The organism is Azospirillum argentinense (assembly GCF_000632475.1).
In the GTDB taxonomy this organism is placed as follows: Bacteria; Pseudomonadota; Alphaproteobacteria; order Azospirillales; family Azospirillaceae; genus Azospirillum; species Azospirillum baldaniorum.
Window position 1 is genome coordinate 2,790,001 of sequence record NZ_CP007793.1, and the last position, 17,326, is coordinate 2,807,326.

Here is a 17,326-nt window from a genome sequence, read left to right on the forward strand (position 1 = left end):
CCCGGCGATGGTCTTAACAGAATAGAGGTCCGGCCCGATCAGCCGCCCGCTGCGCCGGGTCCAGCACCACCACAGCAGCGCCATCAGCACGCCGCCCTTCAGCAGGTCGCTTTGGGCGATGACATAGATGGTCTTGTCCGCCGCCATGCTGGCGCGGCTGTAGCCGTTCAGCCAGTCGATGATGACGAGGTCGAATGCCGTGGTCACGCCGTTCCCTCCGTTCCGCCAAGCCAGCCGACCTCTGAAAGGCCGACCCCTGGGAGCAGGGAACGGAAGGGCAAGCCCCGAGGGTACTGGGTATCGGGCTTATCCCGGAAGGGTCAGCGCCGCTCGTACACGCTGTCGCCGCCCGCCCCACCGAACAGAACGACGTCGTAGGGGTCTTTCACCCCCGTCTCCATGCCGGGCGAGCCCTGCGGCATGCCGGGAACGGCGAGGCCAACCGCCGCCGGACGTTCGCGCAGCAACCGCTGCACGCTGTCGGCGGGCACATGGCCTTCCAGGGCATAGCCGCCGACCAGGGCGGTGTGGCAGGACTGGAGCCGTGCGGGCACGCCGAGGCGCGTCTTCACCGGCTCCACATCGTCGACCTCCTGCACGGTCACCGGGAATCCGGCGGCCCTCATATGGTCCACCCAGCCGCCGCAACAGCCGCAGGTCGGCGATTTCCATACCATCACCTCCGGCTTGGCCGCGGAGGAGGCCGAAGCGGGAGAAGTGCCGGCCAGGCTGCGCACCGCGATGGCCAGGGCGCCCACCGTCAGGCTCGCCCCCATGGCCGCGAGAAACATCCGACGATCCAACATTCGCAACACCCGCTCCACAGACTTGCGGAAAGATGGCTTGCGGCCACCCCGATTCAACGCAGTCTGCCGCCCGCCGCCGTCGCCCGCTTTGATCGTGGTCAAACGACACGCCGCGGACCGATGGTTGCGAAAGGACGAAATTCATTCCATAAGGACAACGAACCCGTTGCGCAGGTGAAGTTGCATCGGTTACCGCTGAATGGCAGCAATCCGCGTGGCAAACCCTGACCGGCACCGCCCGGGCACCGGTTGTCGGCCGGCAACGGGCCGAACGGACGGGCAGGCTGAACGGACGGGCAGGACGGGCGGAACGCACAGCATGGAAACCGACCTTCTGTTCGCAGACGACGACCAACCGCCGCCGCCCGAGGACGGGGCGGAACCTTGGATCGCGCTGATCGCGGACGACGATCCGGAGGTCCACGCGGTCACCCGGCTGGCTCTGGGGGGCCTGCGCTACAAGGGGCGGCGCCTGTCGCTCGTCAGCGCCCTGTCGGCGGGCGAGGCCGCGGCCATCCTGCGCTGCACGCCCAACGTCGCCATCATCCTGCTGGACGTGGTGATGGAGACGGACGATGCCGGGCTGCGGCTGGTCCGCACCATCCGCGAGGAGCTGAACAACCACGCCATCCGCATCATCCTGCGCACCGGCCAGCCGGGACAGGCGCCGGAGGAGGACGTGGTCCTCGCCTATGACATCAACGACTACAAATCCAAGGCGGAGCTGACGGCGAAGAAGCTGTTCACCTCCGTCGTCGCCGCCCTGCGCGCCTACGCCGACATCGTGGCGCTGGAAACCAACCGCCGCGGGCTCCAGCAGATCATCCAGTCCACCGACCGGCTGTTCGAGCTGCGCTGCATGCAGCAGTTCGCCGCCGGGGTGCTGACCCAGCTGTCCGCCTTCCTGCGGGTGAAGCCCGACGCCATTCTCTGCGCCCAGCGCGGCGCCACTGGCCGACCGCTGCCGGACGGCGCCTTCTACGTGCTGGCCGGGGCCGGCTGCTACGCCGAGGCGGCCGGGCAGACGGCGTCGCCGACCGGAGCGGTGATCCCGCCGGCACTCGCCGACCGCATCACCGACGCTTTCCGCAGCCGCCGCAGCCATTACGGCGCCAACGAGACGACCCTGTTCATCCGCGTCCCCGACGGGCACGAGGTGGCGGCCTGGATTCACACCGATCGCCCGCTGGACGAGGTGGACCGTGGGCTGGTCGAGGTGTTCGCCTCCAAGATCGCCCTCAGCTTCGCCAACGTCAGCCTGTATGAACGGCTGCGCGAGGCCAACGAGACGCTGGAGGCCCGCGTCGCCGAGCGCACCCGCGCGCTGGAGGCGGCGAACGCCAAGCTGGAGCGGCTGGCCACGGTCGATCCGCTGACCGCCGTGTGGAACCGCCGGCATTTCCTGGACCTCGCCGCGGCGGAGCTGGGACGGGCGCATCGCCACGGGCGGCGGCTCAGCGTCATCCTGCTCGACCTCGACAATTTCAAGGCGGTCAACGACGGCCACGGACACGCCGCCGGGGACGAGGCGTTGCGCACGGCGGTGGTCCGCGCCCGCGAGGCGCTGCGCACCTCCGACCAGATCGCCCGCTTCGGCGGGGAGGAGTTCGTCGCGCTGCTGCCGGAAACCGACCTAGCTGGAGCCCGCATCGTGGCCGAGCGGGTGCGCGCCGCCATCGCCGGAAGCCCGGTGGTGACCGACGGCCGGGCCATCCCCATCACCGCCAGCCTGGGCGTGGCCGAGTGGAACGCGTCGGAACCCTCCATCGAACTGACCCTGCGCCGCGCCGACGCCGCGCTCTACGAGGCCAAGCTGGCCGGGCGGGACCGCGTGTGCGTCGCGGACGAGCCGAAGGCGCCGGTCCGCCCTTGATCCGGCCCTGATCCGGCGTCACGCCGCGCGCGTCACCGGCCGCCTTGAGAACATGCCCCTGGAAAAGAGGGCGCCGGAGCCCTGGAAGAGGGGGCGTCGCTTCCGGTCAGGGGACCGGACGAGACGAAGGCCCGGCAGAAGAGCAACGCCCGCCATCCCGAACACAAGGGCCTCTCCGTTCTTTCGGTGAAGCCCTACCTCGATTGACGACCCGGACGGATAGGCTTCCCCGTTTGGGGGAGCCCCGGTGGCGGTCATCTGCCGGACGGACGGTTGCTGTCACCTCTTTTCGCTACCATGTCCTTCACAGTTGCGTCATTCTGATCGGGTCAAGCGGAGGAGCCATGATGGATCTCGATCTGGTCGTGCTCGTTGGGGCGATGGCTGCGGCCCTCGCCGGTCTCGCTGCCGCCCGCCCGGCCATGAAGCCGGTGCGCGTGCGCAGCCGGGATCGCCGCCGGCGCTGACCCCCGGCGCCGCGCAACGCGGCGCTTCGGTCAGACGGCGGCTTGGCCCCGGAGGCGTTCCGGGGCTGCCGTCAGCGGTCCAGGTTGCGGATCGCGCGGTTGAGTTCGTACTCTTTGGAAGCGACATGCGCTTCCAGGTTCCCCACGCGCTTTTCGAAATCGCGGAAGCGTTGCGTCAAGCCGGCCAGGGTGCGGTCGGGCTTGATCGACACGCCGCGCCAGAAGGCCTCCTCCTCCGGATTGCGGTAGACCGCCGGCGGCTTGACCGGCAGGACCAGGACCGCGATCACATAGGCGAGGATCACCGGCGGCATGAAGAAGAACAGGCTCAGCACCAGGGCCAGCCGCGCCAGTCCGGGCCGGAACCCGAAATAATCGGCGATGCCGGCGCACACGCCCCCCACCACGCCACGCTGCGGATCGCGGTAGAGCCGGTGCGGGTTGGGCGAGTCGTAGGGCGAAGAACGGTCCATCGTCGGGCTCCCGTCAGGTCGGAATGATCGTGGAATGCGGCCGGCTCACAGCTTGTCGCGCCAATTGGGCGACTCCGCGTCGAGCACCCGTTCCAGCGCGTGGATGCGGCCCTCCAGGCGGTTGGAGATGTCCCAAAGCTCGGCCAGAAGCTGCTCGTCCTGGGCCGACAGCCCGCGCTGCCCACGCCATTTGGTGATGTAGTGGAAGATGATCCAAAGCGGTGCCACCACGGTCATGAAGAGCGCCGCGAGGACGAAGCTGAAACCGCTCATCAGGGGACGGCCTTTCTTGTTGTTTGAGGAAACCCCTCTCCCGCGAAGCGGCGGGAGAGGGGGCTCAACGCCAACCCCGCTGTCGGCAAGGACGAAGTCGGGGCCAGTGTCGACGCCGGTGTGGGATCAGCTTCCCCGGCGCGCGGCGACGCGGGCCTTCAGCGCGGCCAGCTCGTCCTGGACCTTCTTGTCGGCCTCCAGTTCCGCGATCTCCTCGGTCAGCGTCTTGGTGCGCCCCACGTCGTAGGCCTCCACGCGGCCCTCCAGCTCGTCGAGGTTGCGCTCCACCTGCTCGAAGCGGGAGAAGGCGTCGTTGATCCGCTCGTCGTGCAGGGTGGAGCGGACACGCACGCGGTTGGCCGCCGTCTTGGTGCGGGCGACCAGCGCCTTCTCGCGGTTCTTGGCGTCGGTCAGCTTGGCCTGGAGGCGGCCGATGTCCTCGTTGGACTTGGACAGCGCCTCCTCGACCTGGGCGAGCTGGGCGGTCAGGACGTCCGCCTCCTCGGCGGCGCGCGACTTGGCGAGCAGCGCCTGCTTGGCGAGGTCCTCGCGGTCGTGGGTCAGCGCGGTCTCGGCCTTGCGGTCCCAGGAGTCGCGCTCGCGGTGCAGGTCGGCGATGCGGCGCTCGATCTCCTTGCGCTCGGCGATGATCTTCACCGTGGAGGAGCGCACCTCGACCAGCGTGTCCTCCATCTCCTGGATGATCAGACGGATCAGCTTCTCCGGGTCCTCCGCGCGGTCGAGCAGGGAGTTGAGGTTGGACTGCACGATGTCGGTCAGGCGCGAAAAGATGCTCATGGGGATGTGTCCGTTCTTGGTCGCTTTGGGTCGGGCGTTGGGTACGTCAGCCGAGGATCGTGGCGATCAGCAGGCCGGCGGCGAAGAACGCCCAGCTCTCGGTGGGGCGGCTGGTCAGGTAGGTCCGGATGCGCGCCGCCAGCGGACGGGCCTCGCGGGTGTAGCGGCGGTGGTAGTCGCTGTAGTGGCTCATGCGGGTCTCCTTGTTTGGTCCCCTTCTTCGCAATGGCCGTGCCAAAGCCGGGAATCCCCGCAAAGTCCTGGATTTCCTGGAGCGGACGAACGTCGGCCGGGCTTGGCGTATCGCCGTTTCCGCGATACCATCAAGAAATCTGCCAATTCTTCGCCATTTTGACCATGCAACCCAATCCGCCTTCCCTGCTCGGGGAGTCCCCGGCCTTCCACGCGGTCCTTGCCCACGTCTCCCGCGTGGCGCCGCTGGAGCGTCCGTTGCTGGTCATCGGGGAGCGCGGAACCGGCAAGGAGCTGATAGCCGCCCGCCTGCACTATCTGTCCCGGCGCTGGGACCGCCCCTTCGTGAAGGTGAACTGCGCCGCGCTGACCGAGAGCCTTCTCGATTCCGAGCTGTTCGGGCACGAGGCGGGGGCCTTCACCGGGGCGATCCGGCGGCAGATCGGGCGGGTGGAGCAGGCGGACGGCGGCACGCTGTTCCTCGATGAGATCGCCACGGCCAGCGCCGCCGTTCAGGAAAAGCTGCTGCGCGCCGTGGAGTATGGCGAGATCGAGCGGGTCGGCGGGCGGACCCAGACCGTCGATGTGCGGGTGATCGGGGCGACCAACGCCGATCTGCCGGCGCTCGCCGAGACCGGGCGGTTCCGCGCCGACCTGCTGGACCGGCTGGCCTTCGACGTGGTGACCCTGCCGCCGCTGCGCGCCCGGCGCGAGGACATTCCGGTGCTCGCCGAGCATTTCGCGCTGGGCATGGTGCGGGAGTTGGAGCGGGCGCTGTTCCCCGGCTTCGCCCCGCGGGCGCTGGAGCAGCTTTTGGACCATGACTGGCCAGGCAACGTGCGCGAGCTGCGCAACGCGGTGGAGCGGTCCGTCGCTGCGTCCGACCCGGAGGGGCTGGTGGAGGACATCCTGCTCGACCCCTTCGCCTCCGCCTGGCGGCCGGCCGCACCGGCGGTGTCCGCCCCGTCACCGGTCGCGGAGGAGGCGCCGCCCGTTGCCGCCGGAGACTTCCAGGAGCAGGTGCGGCGCTTCGAGTCCGGGTTGCTGGAAACGGCGCTGGAGCGCAACCGCTTCAACCAGCGCCAGACCGCCGAGGCGCTGGGACTCGGCTACCACCAGCTTCGCGGGCTGCTGAAGAAGCACGGGCTGATCGGCAAGCCCGAGTAGCCCAATCCCTCTCCCGCCCCGGGAGAGGGTGCCCGCGACAGCGGGCGGGTGAGGGTACAAGCAAGGATCAGGCACTTGCCGGTTGCGGCACCCTCACCCTTCCCGCGCTCCGCGCGGGCCCCTTCCCTCTCCCGGGGCGGGAGAGGGACCTACTTCTTCTCCAGCAGCAGCGTGCCCTTGCTCTGAAGCCGGTCCTTCACCTTGTTGGCCAGCAGGCCGAGCGCCCAGGGAAGCTGCACCTCCACGGTGACGCTGTCGTCCTGCACGTCGATGAAGCCGGTGACGGTCTGGGCCATCGCCACCACGCGGAAATCCACGCGGTCGTCGGTCCAATGGTCGTCCATGCTGCTGGCGACCGCGGCGAGGTGGGAGCGGGCCTGCCCCACCCCCTCCGCCACGCGCCGCTTCGCCTCGTCCCGGCCGAGCTTGTGGGGAATGGAAACGGTCAGGGGCTTCGACATGAAGAGGCTCTCCGCTGCGTCAACGCTTATTCACACAAACAACAGTCCGCGGCGGCTTTTCTTCCACCCCCGTCATCCATCTGCAACGGTGCTAAGACAAATCTTATCTCTTTCGAGGGCGCTCTTTCGTCGCAACGGGGCGGCGGCGTATAGCTTTCCATCACAGATTACATCGGGCATGGATTTCTTGGGGGCCGCGACCGCGCCGTGAGCAACGATCGACCGGGCGAACTCTTTGCGGGGCCGCGCCCCATCCAGACGCGGGGCGAGGAACCGGCGCTGCGTCCCCGCCTGCCCAAACGCGCGCCCAAGCCGGAAAAGCCCGCCAAGCCCGAGAAGCCCAAGGCCGAGAAGCCGCGCAAGCCCGCTCCTCCGCCACGGAAAGCCGCTCCGAAAACCGCCAGAAGCGGCGGGCGGCGGACGATCCTCGGCACGCTGGTCTATGCCGGGATGGTCGCCGGGGTGTGGTGCGGCATCGCGCTGGGCGCGGTGTTGGCCTGGTTCGCCCTGGACCTGCCGGACATCTCCAAGGTGGCGCAGTTCGAGCGGCGCGCCTCGGTCACCGTGCTGGCGGCCGACGGGTCGGAGTTCGCGCGCTTCGGCGACCTGCACGGCACGACGCTGGGCGTGCGCGACCTGCCGCCGCATCTCATCAACGCCGTTCTGGCCATCGAGGACCGGCGCTTCTATTCGCATTTCGGCGTCGACCCCATCGGTCTGGCCCGCGCGCTCTACGTCAACTGGCGATCCGGGCGCTCGGCGCAGGGCGGCTCCACCATCACCCAGCAGCTCGCCAAGAACCTCTTCCTGACGCCCGAGAAGTCGCTCAAGCGCAAGATCCAGGAGGCCATGCTGGCGCTGTGGCTGGAGCACCGCTTCACCAAGGACCAGATCCTCACCGCCTATCTGAACCGCGTCTATCTGGGGGCGGGCACCTTCGGCGTGGACGCAGCGGCGCGCACCTATTTCGGCAAGCCGGCGACCCAGCTCGACCTGCGGGAATCGGCGATCATCGCCGGCCTGCTGAAGGCGCCCTCGCGCTACGCCCCGTCCTCCAACCCGGACGAGGCGGCGGAGCGGTCGCGCGTCGTGATGGGCGCCATGGTCGATGCCGGCTTCATCACCGCGCAGGAGCTGGAGGCGGCGCGCAACGCCCCGCCGTCGGCCAAGCGCAAGCCGGGCGGCGACGGGCGCTATTTCGCCGATTGGGTGACGGAGCTGGTTTCGGCCTTCGTCGGCTCCGGCCACGGCGACGTGGTGGTTCGCACGACGGTGGACCTCAAGCTGCAGCGCGCGGCGGAGCAGCGGCTGGAGGAGATTCTGTCCGGCCCCGGCGCCGGCGCCAACGCCCGCCAGGGCGCCCTGGTCGCCATGACCACCGACGGCGCGGTGCGCGCCCTGGTCGGCGGGCGGGACTACGACAACAGCGAGTTCAACCGCGCCACCCAGGCGATGCGCCAGCCGGGATCGGCCTTCAAGCCCTTCGTCTATCTGGCGGCGCTGGAGGCCGGCTGGTCGCCTGACAGCCCGGTCGAGGACGCCCCGGTCCGCATCGGCACCTGGAGCCCCGGCAACTACGACGGCAAGTTCCGCGGCACCATCACCATGGCCAATGCGCTGGCCCATTCGTCCAACACCGCGACCGTCCGCATCATCGACCGCATCGGGGTGGAGCGGGTGCGCCGGGTGGCGGCGGGTCTGGGCATCAACTCGCCGCTCGGCAAGGACCTGTCGCTGGCGCTCGGCACCAGCGAGGTCAACCTGCTGGAGCTGACCCGCGGCTACGCCGGCATCGCCAACCGCGGCGCCCCGGTCTGGCCCTACGCCATCACCGAGATCCGCGACCGCGACGGCAACGTCCTCTACCGGCGGCAGGCCGGCGGCTCCGTCCCCGTGGTCGACCCGGCGCACGCCGTGCAACTCACTCGCATGATGACCGGCGTCATCGAGTACGGCACCGGCAAGTCGGCGAAGCTCGACCGCCCGGCGGCGGCCAAGTCGGGCACCACCCAGGATTACCGCGACGCCTGGTTCGTCGGCTTCACCGCCGACCTCGTGGCCGGGGTCTGGCTGGGCAACGACAACAACGCCGAGATGAAGCGGGTCACCGGCGGCTCCCTGCCGGCCAAGCTGTGGCAGGGCTTCATGCTGGACGCCCACGCCGGACGCCCGCCCCGCCCCCTGCCGGGGATGGAGGGCGCACCCGCCTATGTCGCCTCGGGCATCGCCGAACCCGCCCGCGCCACCCCGGCGGCGGCTCCGGCGCCCGCGCGCGGGTCGTCGGGCAGCGTGGCGGGCGGCATCGGCTCGCTGATCGAAAGCCTGACCGGCAAGGGCAGCGCGCCCCAGGTGCAGTACGACTACGGCAATCCGGTGCGGTGACGGGCGAGCGTATTGCCCCACCTAACCTCCCCGCTGGGCGGGGAGGGACTGCCGTCGCCTTTCCGAAGAAGCACTTGCCCCCTCCCCGCCCAGCGGGGGAGGGTTGGGGTGGGGCAAAGGGGAAGGTCGTGGCGAAAACTCAGCCTCCCAGATACCCCAGCACGCCCTTCCCCACCCGCGTGCCCATGGCGAAGCAGCCCTGGAGGAGGTAACCGCCGGTCGGCGCCTCCCAATCCAGCATCTCCCCGGCGACGAAGGTCCCCGGCAGGCGGGTCAGCATCAGCGCGCCATCCACCTCCTCCCACCGGACGCCACCGGCAGTGGAGATGGCGCGCTCGATGGGCCGCACCCCGGTCAGCACCATCGACAGGCCCTTGATCTGGCGGGCCAGCGCCGCCGGGTCGGACAGCTCCGACGCCGGGGTGAACTCGCGCAGCAGGGCGGCGCGCGGGCCGGTCAGCGACAGCGCCTTCTTCAGGAAGGTGGACAGCGACTCCGCCCCGCGGCGGCGCAGCCGTTTGGTGATCGCCGACTCCGGCAGGTCCGGCATCAGGTCGATGGTCAGGGCGGCCCAGCCCTCGCGCTCGATGGCGTCGCGCAAGGGGGCGCTCAGCGCGTAGACGGCGCCGCCCTCGATGCCGGTTTCGGTGATGATGAACTCGCCCTTCAGCCGCCGGTCGCCGAAGGCGAGGCCGACGCTCTTGACCGGCTGGCCGGCGAAGCGCTCGCGCAGGTGATCGGACCAGGGCACCTCGAAGCCCATGTTGGACGGGCGCAACGGCGCGATGTCCACCCCGCGCGCGGCGAGAAGCTCCGTCCAGGCGCCGTCGGAGCCGGTGCGCGGCCAGCTCGCCCCACCCAGCGCCAGCAGGGTGGCGCGCGGGGCGACGGTGGTCTCGGTGCCGTCGCCGCGCTGGAAGTGCAGCGCGCCGGACGCGTCCCAACCGAGCCAGCGGTGGCGGGTGTGCAGGGTGACGCCCAGCCCCTCCAGCCGGCGCAGCCACGCGCGGACCAGGGTGGAGGCCTTCATCTGCACTGGAAAGACGCGCCCGCTGGAGCCGACGAAGGTCTCGATCCCGAGCCCCGTCGCCCAGTCGCGCAGGTCCGCCGGGGAGAAGCTGGCCAGCAGATCGGCGAACAGGGGGGCCTGCGCGCCGTAGCGGGCGGTGAAGGCGTCCAGCGCTTCGGAATGGGTCAGGTTCAGCCCGCCGCGCCCGGCCAGCAGCAGCTTGCGCGCCGGGGTGGGCATCCGTTCATAGACGGCGACCGAGCGACCCGCGGCGGCGATGACCTCCGCCGCCATCAGCCCGGCCGGGCCGGCACCGATGATCGCAACATCGGGAGAAAAGACAGTGTCAGGGGCGTCGGTCATCGGGTCCCCCGAGGGGTGAAGGATGTCGACCGGTCCCATCCGCACCGCCTTTCGCCAAAGGAAAAAGCAGCGTCGGACGGGACCGGGGCACTCAAGAAGCGGAGAATTGGCGGCGCGGGACCGGATCAGTCCGCGTCGTCCTCCTGGGCCACCTCGTCGGCAAGGTCGTTGGCCATGTCGGCGAAATAGCCCGCGTCCACCTCAAGCCCGTTTTCCTCGCAGATCCGCATGAAGATGCGGTAGGCGTGCAGGATCGCGACGTCGAGAACGACGAGGTCGCCCTCCTCGCTGTGCTTGTCGGTGATGCCACGCTCCTGGAGCGTGCCGACGATGTCGTGAGAGGCGGCCTGAAGCACCGCTTCCATGGCTTGTTTGTGCAGAGTCGACATCGCGGGGTCCTCTTTCTCAAGTGGTCGTCTGCCGGCGGGAGCGGCGCGTTCAGCGCCGGCCCGTGGTAGAAAACCCCTCTTAGCAGCTTCGGGTTCTCGCCGCAGCGATCATCGCGCGCCGTTCTTTGCATGGCTCTGCAGATAGGTCAGCAGCAGCCGGCCCTCCTCCTCGTCCAGCCGGGTCAGCCGCTTCATGGCGTTCATCTTGCCGATCCAGGCGTTCGCGTCGAAGTCGGCCGGCGGGTGCAGCGTGTGGCAGAGCGAGCAGTTGGCGTCATAGACCCGAGCGCCGTAATCCCACAGCGCGCCGAGCGCGCCCACATAGCCACCCGCGCCGGTCCAGGCAGTCAGGCGGACCTCCGTCCACTCCTGTTCGGTCTCCGGATCGGTGACGCTGCGCAGCGCCACCGCCTGCCCGGCCGCCGCGTTCAGCTTGGCCGTGGTGATGCGCTTGCCCGGCTGGGCGTAGAGCGTCTGGGTGGAGCTTCCACGCTGCCAGCCGGTGATTTCCACCCGCAGGGCGCCGCCCTCCGTCGCCAGAACCTTCACCGGCGTCGCCGCGGCGATCTCGCCGTCCCCGGCGCTCCCAGGGGTCGGTGGCGCTCCGTACAGGGCGAGGCTGGTCAGGGCGTAGGCGGTGTCGCCGGGCTTCAGGGCCAGCGCCTTCGCCTGGTCCGACAGGCCGGCGAAGAGTTGGCGATGGCCGGCGGTGATGTCGGGGAAGCTGTGGGCGATTCCCTTATGGCAGTCGATGCAGGTTTTGCCGGCCTTCTCCGCCCCTTCCATGGCGCTGGCCGCCTTCGGCGTCTGCTTGTGAAAGTCCATGGCGCCGAAGGAATGGCAGTTGCGGCATTCCTGGCTGTCGGTGGCGCGCATGCGGTCCCATTCGCGGCGCGCCAGCGTGTGGCGCTTGGCCTCGAACTTCTCCTTGCTGTCGATGGAACCGATGAGCCAGTGGTACAGCTCGCCCGACGCCTGCACCTTGCGGATCACCTTGTGCGTCCAGTCGCGCGGGACGTGGCAGTCGGCGCAGGTCGCCCTTACGCCCGAGGCGTTCTGGTAGTGCGGCGAGGCCGTGTACTCGACATACACGTTGTCGCGCATCTCGTGGCAGGAGATGCAGAATTCCATGCTGTTGGTCGCTTCCATCGCGGTGTTGAAGCCGCCCCAGCCGACCACCCCGACGACGACGCCCACCAGACCGGCCAGCGCGAGCGCCCCGAAGCCGCCCGCCAAGCCGCCTGCCGTCTTCCATCCCCACCGCATGTCGATACCCTGGACACCCTGACAATCCTCAACCCTCTCCCCTCCGGGGAGAGGGTGGCCCGAAGGGCCGGTGAGGGGGTTGCGCGTTTCCGGCACGTCCGGCACAAGCGCAACCGTTGCGCGTTTCCGGCACGTCCGGCACAAGCGCAACCCCCTCACCCTAACCCTCTCCCCGCTTTCGGCGGACCAAAGGTCCGCCTGTCGCGTCAGCGCAAACTTCGTTTGCGCGTGAGCCGAGGGGAGAGGGATACACCCAACCCGTCAGTCGAAGGGATGCGGCTTCGGCGTCTTGTCCGTGGACGGCGGCAGGATCGGCAGAGCGAAGCTCGGCTGGTCACCGGTCAGCGTCTTCAGGAAGGCGACGATCTTGCCGTTCTCGTCGGGCGAGAACTTCTTGCCCAACTGGATGCGCCCCATGACGTCCACGGCGTCGGACAGCGTCGCGGCCTCGCCGTCGTGGAAGTAGGGGTAGGTCAGCGCGACGTTGCGCAGCGTCGGAACCTTGAAGTTGAAGCGGTCGGCCTCCTCCTTGGTCACCGCGATGCGGCCCTCGGCGGGGTTGTTGGTCTTGTAGGGCTCGACGACGCCCATCTTCTGGAAGGTGTTGCCGCCGACGGCCGAGCCGTTGTGGCAGGCGGTGCAGCCCGAGTCCTTGAACAGCTCGTAGCCTTCCAGCTCGACGGTGGTCAGGGCCTTCTTGTCGCCCTTCAGCCACTGGTCGAAACGGGAGTTCGGCGTGACCAGCGTCTCCTCGAAGGCAGCGATGGCCTTGGTCACTTCCTCGATGGTGATCTTGGTCTCGCCAAAGACCTCGCCGAATTCCTTCTGGTATTCGGGAATGGAGCGCAGCACCTCAACCGCCAGGGCGTGGGTGGAGCCCATCTCGCCGGGGTTGGCAATCGGCCCGCCGGCCTGCTCCTGCAGGGTCAGCGCGCGGCCGTCCCAGAACTGCGCCACGTTCAGGCTGGAGTTCAGCACGGTCGGCGAGTTGATCGGACCCTGCTGCCAGTTGTGGCCGATGGAGGTCTTCAGGTTGTCGGTGCCGCCCATGGACAGGTTGTGGCACGAGTTGCAGGAGATGAAGCCGGACTTGGACAGCCGGGGATCGAAGTACAGCTTCTTGCCGAGTTCAACCAATCCGGGATTGGTGACCTTCGCCGGCTCGATCGGCGAAATCGGTTCGTCGGCGGCGAACGCCGGCACGCCGAAGGTGGCGACGGAGGCCGCCAGCATGGCCGCGAACGACACGGCAGCACGCATGGACATCGCACTTCTCCCTTATCGAAGTTCTAATATTTTGGCTAATGCCTTGATGCAAAATGACAGTGGCATGCCCTACTCTGGTGATACCAGTGACAGGCGTGTCGCGCGGCAACTTGCCGCATGTCCGTACACAAACTATGGCTACTCAAAACAATCCTTAATGCGGGCGTGAAAAAGGGGCGGCGGGACAGCCCGCCGCCCCCATCGGGACGATGCTCGAACAATGACTTTTGGTTGCGCCTAATCGGCGGCTTGGCTGGTCATGCCGCCTTGCACACCGGACGGCATGCCCTTCACCACCTCGTCCGCCGTGGCGCGGTGGACCTTCACGGAGCCGGTCCACTGGCCCCAGGCCTTTGGGTCGATCGTGTCGCCGTTCCTGCCCAGCGACTTCAGCCGCTTCTGGTCCTCGTCGGTCAGCACCTGCTTGGGCAGAGGGGGCAAGCCGGCGACGTCGGCGGCGGTCATGCCCAGCATACCGGCGACCCGGCTGCCGTAGTCGTCATGGATCAGGAAGAAGTGCCAGAGCATCCGCTCCTGGACGTCGCGTTCGCACTGGCCGAGCAGGGTGCCCATGTTCAAGACCAGATCGTCGCGCTCCCAGTCCATCATGGTGCAGTAGCGGCCCCGCGCCTGAACGTAATCGTTGCGGCGCTCGATCACGCTGCGGGTCAGGCGACCGTGAATTTCCGGCGGGTTGTTCGGCTCCTCCCGCTGGGCTTCGCTGAGGCCGTTGTGGATGGACGGCTCGAAATTGACGTGCGGGTTCTGCCCCGGCGCCAGATCGCGCTGGTAGGACATCTGCCCGCCCGACAGGTTGGTGGCGACTGGCGCGTTCTTGGCCTGATTGATCGGCAACTGCTGATAGTTGGGGCCGACCCGGTAGCGCTGCGTGTCGGAGTAGGAGAAGGTCCGTCCGACCAGCATCTTGTCGTCGGAGAAGTCCAGCCCGTCGACCAGAACGCCGGTGCCCATGGCGATCTGTTCGTTCTCGTTGAAGAAGTCCTCGACATTGCGGTTCAGCGTCATCACCCCGACGTGGCGCAGCGGGAAGTCCGACTCCGGCCAGATCTTGGTGTCGTCCAGCGGGTCCCACTCCAGCTCGGGATGGTCGTGATCCTCCATGACCTGGACGAACACATCCCACTGCGGGTAATCGCCCCGGTCGATGGCCTCGAAGAGGTCCTTGGAGGCGGAGCCGAGATCCTGCCCCTGCACCTTCGCCGCCTCGTCCGCCGTCAGGCAGGCGACGCCGCAGCGCGGGTGGAAGTGGTACTTGACCAGCACCGTGTCGCCGTTGGCGTTCACCATCTTGTAGGTGTTCACGCCGAAGCCTTCCATGTGCCGGTAGTTGGCCGGAATCCCGCGCGGGCTGAACAGATGCGTCAGCATGTGCATGGATTCGGGCGTCTGGCTCATGAAGTCGAAGATGCGGTTCGGCTCCTGGCGGAAGGTCACCGGATCGGGCTTCAGCGAATGGATGACGTCGGGGAACTTGATGGCGTCGCGGATGAAGAAGACCGCGAGGTTGTTGCCGACGAGATCCCAGTTGCCGTCCTCGGTGTAGAACTTCACCGCGAAGCCGCGCGGGTCGCGCGCCACCTCCGACGAATCGCGTCCGCCGATGACGGTGGAGAAGCGGATGGCCAGCGGGGTCTTCTTGCCCGCCTGCTGGAACAGCTTGGCGCGGGTGTATTTGGAGGCCGGCTCGTCGCCGATCTTGCCCGTCGCTTCGAACTCGCCGTAGCAGACGAAGCCGCGGGCGTGGACCACGCGCTCCGGAATGCGCTCGCGGTCGAAGTGGGAGATCTTCTCCAGGAACTGGTAGTTCTCCAGCGTCGCCGGACCGCGCGCCCCCACGGTGCGCTGGGATTGGTTGTTGGTGATCGGGTGGCCCTGACGGTTGGTCAGAGTCTTCGATTGGTCAGCCATCGCTTTCTCCCTGAACAGCAAGCCGTGCCGGCGCACCCCTGGGGCGTCCGGTTGGGAGGTCAACGTCCCCAGTTTGGAACCGTTCCAATCCAAAACGCCGGACGGCGGCACCCTGTCCGTCAGGGAGATGCCCAAACGGAAAAGGGCGGCCCCGAGGGACCGCCCTTTCCGCAATCGTCGTGGATGACGTGAGCTATTAGAAGCCCATGCCGCCCATGTCGTCCATGCCACCCGGCATGCCGGCCGGAGCAGCCTTCTTCTCCGGCTTCTCGGCGATCATCGCCTCGGTGGTGATCAGCAGGCCGGCGATCGAGGCCGCATCCTGCAGGGCGGTGCGAACCACCTTCACCGGGTCGATGATGCCGGCGGCGACCAGATCGGTGAACTCACCCTTCTGGGCGTCGTAGCCGAAGTTGGCGTCGTTCTGGTCCAGCAGCTTGCCGACCACGATCGAACCGTCGGTGCCCGCGTTGTAGGCGATCTGACGGACCGGGGCCTGCAGGGCGCGGCGGATGATCTCGATGCCGACGCGCTGCTCGTCGTTGATCGGCTTCAGGGCTTCCAGGGCCTTGGTGGCGTACAGCAGAGCGGTACCGCCGCCGGCGACGACACCCTCTTCCACCGCGGCGCGGGTGGCGTGCATGGCGTCGTCAACGCGATCCTTGCGCTCCTTCACCTCGACCTCGGTGGCGCCGCCGACGCGGATGACGGCAACGCCGCCAGCCAGCTTCGCCAGACGCTCCTGCAGCTTCTCGCGGTCGTAGTCCGAGGTGGTCTCCTCGATCTGCGCCTTGATCTGGCCGATGCGGGCCTGGATGTCCTCGGCCGAGCCGGCGCCGTCGACGATGGTGGTGTTCTCCTTGGAGATCACGACCTTCTTGGCGGTGCCCAGCATGTCGATGGTGACGTTCTCGAGCTTGATGCCGAGATCCTCGGAGATGACCTGGCCGCCGGTCAGGATGGCCATGTCCTCCAGCATCGCCTTGCGGCGGTCACCGAAGCCCGGGGCCTTGACGGCGGCGACCTTCAGGCCGCCACGCAGCTTGTTCACGACCAGGGTCGCCAGGGCCTCGCCCTCGACGTCCTCGGCGATGATCAGCAGCGGACGCGAGGACTGCACGACGGCCTCGAGGACCGGCAGCAGGGCCTGCAGACCCGACAGCTTCTTCTCGTGGAGCAGGATGAACGGGCTCTCGAGGTCCGCGATCATCTTGTCGGCGTTGGTGATGAAGTACGGCGACAGGTAGCCGCGGTCGAACTGCATGCCCTCGACGACGTCCAGCTCGGTCTCGAGGCTCTTGGCCTCTTCCACCGTGATGACGCCCTCGTTGCCGACCTTCTCCATCGCCTGGGCGATCATCTTGCCGATCTCGGCTTCGCCGTTGGCGGAGATGGTGCCGACCTGGGCGATCTCGTCGTTGGTCGTGACCTTCTTGGCGCGGCCACGGATGTCGGCCACGACGGTCTCGACGGCGAGGTCGATGCCGCGCTTCAGGTCCATCGGGTTCATGCCGGCGGCCACCGACTTCACGCCCTCGCGGACGATGGCCTGGGCCAGAACGGTCGCCGTGGTGGTGCCGTCGCCGGCCAGGTCGTTCGTCTTCGACGCGACCTCACGCACCATCTGGGCGCCCATGTTCTCGAACTTGTCCGACAGCTCGATTTCCTTGGCGACCGAGACGCCGTCCTTGGTGATGCGCGGAGCGCCGAAGGACTTCTCGATCACGACGTTGCGGCCCTTCGGACCCAGCGTCACCTTCACGGCATCGGCGAGGATGTCCACACCGCGCAGCATCTTCTCGCGCGCGGAGGCGGAGAACTTAACTTCCTTGGCAGCCATTGCTCACTTCCTTGAAATTCGGGGGGTTGGATCGCTCAGCGCGGGCGGAGGCTCAGGCCTCGACGACGCCCATGATGTCGGATTCCTTCATGATCAGGAAATCCTCGCCCTCGATCTTCACCTCGGTGCCCGACCACTTGCCGAACAGGATGCGGTCGCCGGCCTTCACGTCGAGCGCAACGACCTTGCCGCTCTCGTCACGGGCGCCCGGACCCACCGCGACGACCTGGCCCTCCTGGGGCTTTTCCTTCGCGGTGTCGGGGATGATGATCCCGCCCTTGGTCTTGGTGTCGGACTCCAGACGCTTGACGACGACGCGGTCGTGCAGCGGACGGAACTTCATGGGGATGCCTCCAGGATCAAGGCTTATTG

Annotated in this window: 18 protein-coding genes (1 of these 18 cut by a window edge); 4 read left to right on the forward strand and 14 right to left on the reverse strand. The window is 68.1% G+C overall.

What is annotated here, in order from left to right; translation table 11 throughout:
• Positions 1–207 carry the 5' end (the start) of a phosphatase PAP2 family protein gene (locus ABAZ39_RS12995; protein ID WP_051658009.1) on the reverse strand. The gene continues 498 nt to the left of window position 1, outside the view, so only the first 207 of its 705 coding nucleotides appear in the window; its start codon is at positions 205–207; the stop codon falls past the left edge of the window.
• 113 nt (positions 208–320) lie between these two features.
• Positions 321–791 carry a DUF411 domain-containing protein gene (locus ABAZ39_RS13000; protein WP_038529938.1) on the reverse strand — a complete coding sequence of 157 codons (471 nt, stop codon included), beginning with the start codon at positions 789–791 and terminating at the stop codon, positions 321–323.
• A 334-nt stretch (positions 792–1,125) separates the two neighbouring features.
• Between ABAZ39_RS13000 and ABAZ39_RS13005 the strand changes: the two genes are divergently transcribed.
• Together ABAZ39_RS13005 and ABAZ39_RS37400 are read left to right on the forward strand one after the other, a co-directional pair.
• Positions 1,126–2,679 (forward strand): diguanylate cyclase, encoded by a 1,554-nt coding sequence (locus ABAZ39_RS13005; RefSeq protein WP_038529941.1) that lies wholly within the window; start codon positions 1,126–1,128, stop codon positions 2,677–2,679.
• Between the two features lie 344 nt (positions 2,680–3,023).
• The gene (locus ABAZ39_RS37400) at positions 3,024–3,146 is read left to right on the forward strand and encodes a hypothetical protein (protein WP_257722214.1); all 123 of its coding nucleotides are present in this window, start codon (positions 3,024–3,026) and stop codon (positions 3,144–3,146) included.
• Between the two features lie 71 nt (positions 3,147–3,217).
• Here the strand turns inward: ABAZ39_RS37400 and pspC are convergent, their stop codons facing one another.
• The 4 genes from pspC to ABAZ39_RS36530 form a co-directional block, all read right to left on the reverse strand.
• Complete coding sequence (gene pspC / locus ABAZ39_RS13010; protein ID WP_014239102.1) at positions 3,218–3,619, reverse strand: envelope stress response membrane protein PspC; 402 nt, start codon at positions 3,617–3,619, stop codon at positions 3,218–3,220.
• 45 nt (positions 3,620–3,664) lie between these two features.
• The gene (pspB, locus tag ABAZ39_RS13015; RefSeq protein ID WP_014239101.1) at positions 3,665–3,892 is read right to left on the reverse strand and encodes an envelope stress response membrane protein PspB; all 228 of its coding nucleotides are present in this window, start codon (positions 3,890–3,892) and stop codon (positions 3,665–3,667) included.
• A 126-nt stretch (positions 3,893–4,018) separates the two neighbouring features.
• Positions 4,019–4,690, reverse strand: coding sequence for a phage shock protein PspA (gene pspA, locus ABAZ39_RS13020; protein ID WP_035670837.1), 672 nt, complete (start codon positions 4,688–4,690; stop codon positions 4,019–4,021).
• A 46-nt stretch (positions 4,691–4,736) separates the two neighbouring features.
• Positions 4,737–4,883, reverse strand: a complete 147-nt coding sequence (locus tag ABAZ39_RS36530) for a hypothetical protein (protein ID WP_014239099.1) — start codon at positions 4,881–4,883, stop codon at positions 4,737–4,739.
• 164 nt (positions 4,884–5,047) lie between these two features.
• Here ABAZ39_RS36530 and pspF point away from each other — a divergent pair, with 164 nt between their 5' ends.
• Complete coding sequence (gene pspF, locus ABAZ39_RS13025) at positions 5,048–6,049, forward strand: phage shock protein operon transcriptional activator (RefSeq protein WP_038529946.1); 1,002 nt, start codon at positions 5,048–5,050, stop codon at positions 6,047–6,049.
• A 149-nt stretch (positions 6,050–6,198) separates the two neighbouring features.
• On the opposite strand, the gene ABAZ39_RS13030 is transcribed toward pspF, so the two are convergent.
• On the reverse strand, positions 6,199–6,510 hold the full coding sequence (locus ABAZ39_RS13030) for a polyhydroxyalkanoic acid system family protein (RefSeq protein WP_014239097.1): 312 nt from the start codon (positions 6,508–6,510) through the stop codon (positions 6,199–6,201).
• 207 nt (positions 6,511–6,717) lie between these two features.
• Between ABAZ39_RS13030 and ABAZ39_RS13035 the strand changes: the two genes are divergently transcribed.
• Positions 6,718–8,892, forward strand: a complete 2,175-nt coding sequence (locus tag ABAZ39_RS13035; RefSeq protein ID WP_038529949.1) for a transglycosylase domain-containing protein — start codon at positions 6,718–6,720, stop codon at positions 8,890–8,892.
• Positions 8,893–9,031: 139 nt separating this feature from the next.
• Here the strand turns inward: ABAZ39_RS13035 and ABAZ39_RS13040 are convergent, their stop codons facing one another.
• The 7 genes from ABAZ39_RS13040 to groES form a co-directional block, all read right to left on the reverse strand.
• On the reverse strand, positions 9,032–10,264 hold the full coding sequence (locus ABAZ39_RS13040) for a BaiN/RdsA family NAD(P)/FAD-dependent oxidoreductase (protein ID WP_038531501.1): 1,233 nt from the start codon (positions 10,262–10,264) through the stop codon (positions 9,032–9,034).
• Positions 10,265–10,389: 125 nt separating this feature from the next.
• The gene (locus tag ABAZ39_RS13045) at positions 10,390–10,653 is read right to left on the reverse strand and encodes a hypothetical protein (RefSeq protein WP_014239094.1); all 264 of its coding nucleotides are present in this window, start codon (positions 10,651–10,653) and stop codon (positions 10,390–10,392) included.
• A 108-nt stretch (positions 10,654–10,761) separates the two neighbouring features.
• Positions 10,762–11,919 (reverse strand): NapC/NirT family cytochrome c, encoded by a 1,158-nt coding sequence (locus ABAZ39_RS13050; RefSeq protein ID WP_051658010.1) that lies wholly within the window; start codon positions 11,917–11,919, stop codon positions 10,762–10,764.
• Positions 11,920–12,180: 261 nt separating this feature from the next.
• A complete protein-coding gene (locus ABAZ39_RS13055; protein WP_014239092.1) occupies positions 12,181–13,185 on the reverse strand; it encodes a cytochrome-c peroxidase in 1,005 nt (334 codons plus the stop codon).
• Positions 13,186–13,422: 237 nt separating this feature from the next.
• Entirely contained in the window at positions 13,423–15,114 is a 1,692-nt protein-coding gene (locus ABAZ39_RS13060) for a catalase (RefSeq protein ID WP_038529955.1), read from the reverse strand.
• 196 nt (positions 15,115–15,310) lie between these two features.
• A complete protein-coding gene (gene groL / locus ABAZ39_RS13065; RefSeq protein WP_014239089.1) occupies positions 15,311–16,954 on the reverse strand; it encodes a chaperonin GroEL in 1,644 nt (547 codons plus the stop codon).
• Between the two features lie 52 nt (positions 16,955–17,006).
• Positions 17,007–17,297 (reverse strand): co-chaperone GroES, encoded by a 291-nt coding sequence (gene groES / locus ABAZ39_RS13070; RefSeq protein WP_014239088.1) that lies wholly within the window; start codon positions 17,295–17,297, stop codon positions 17,007–17,009.
• Positions 17,298–17,326: the final 29 nt, after the last annotated feature.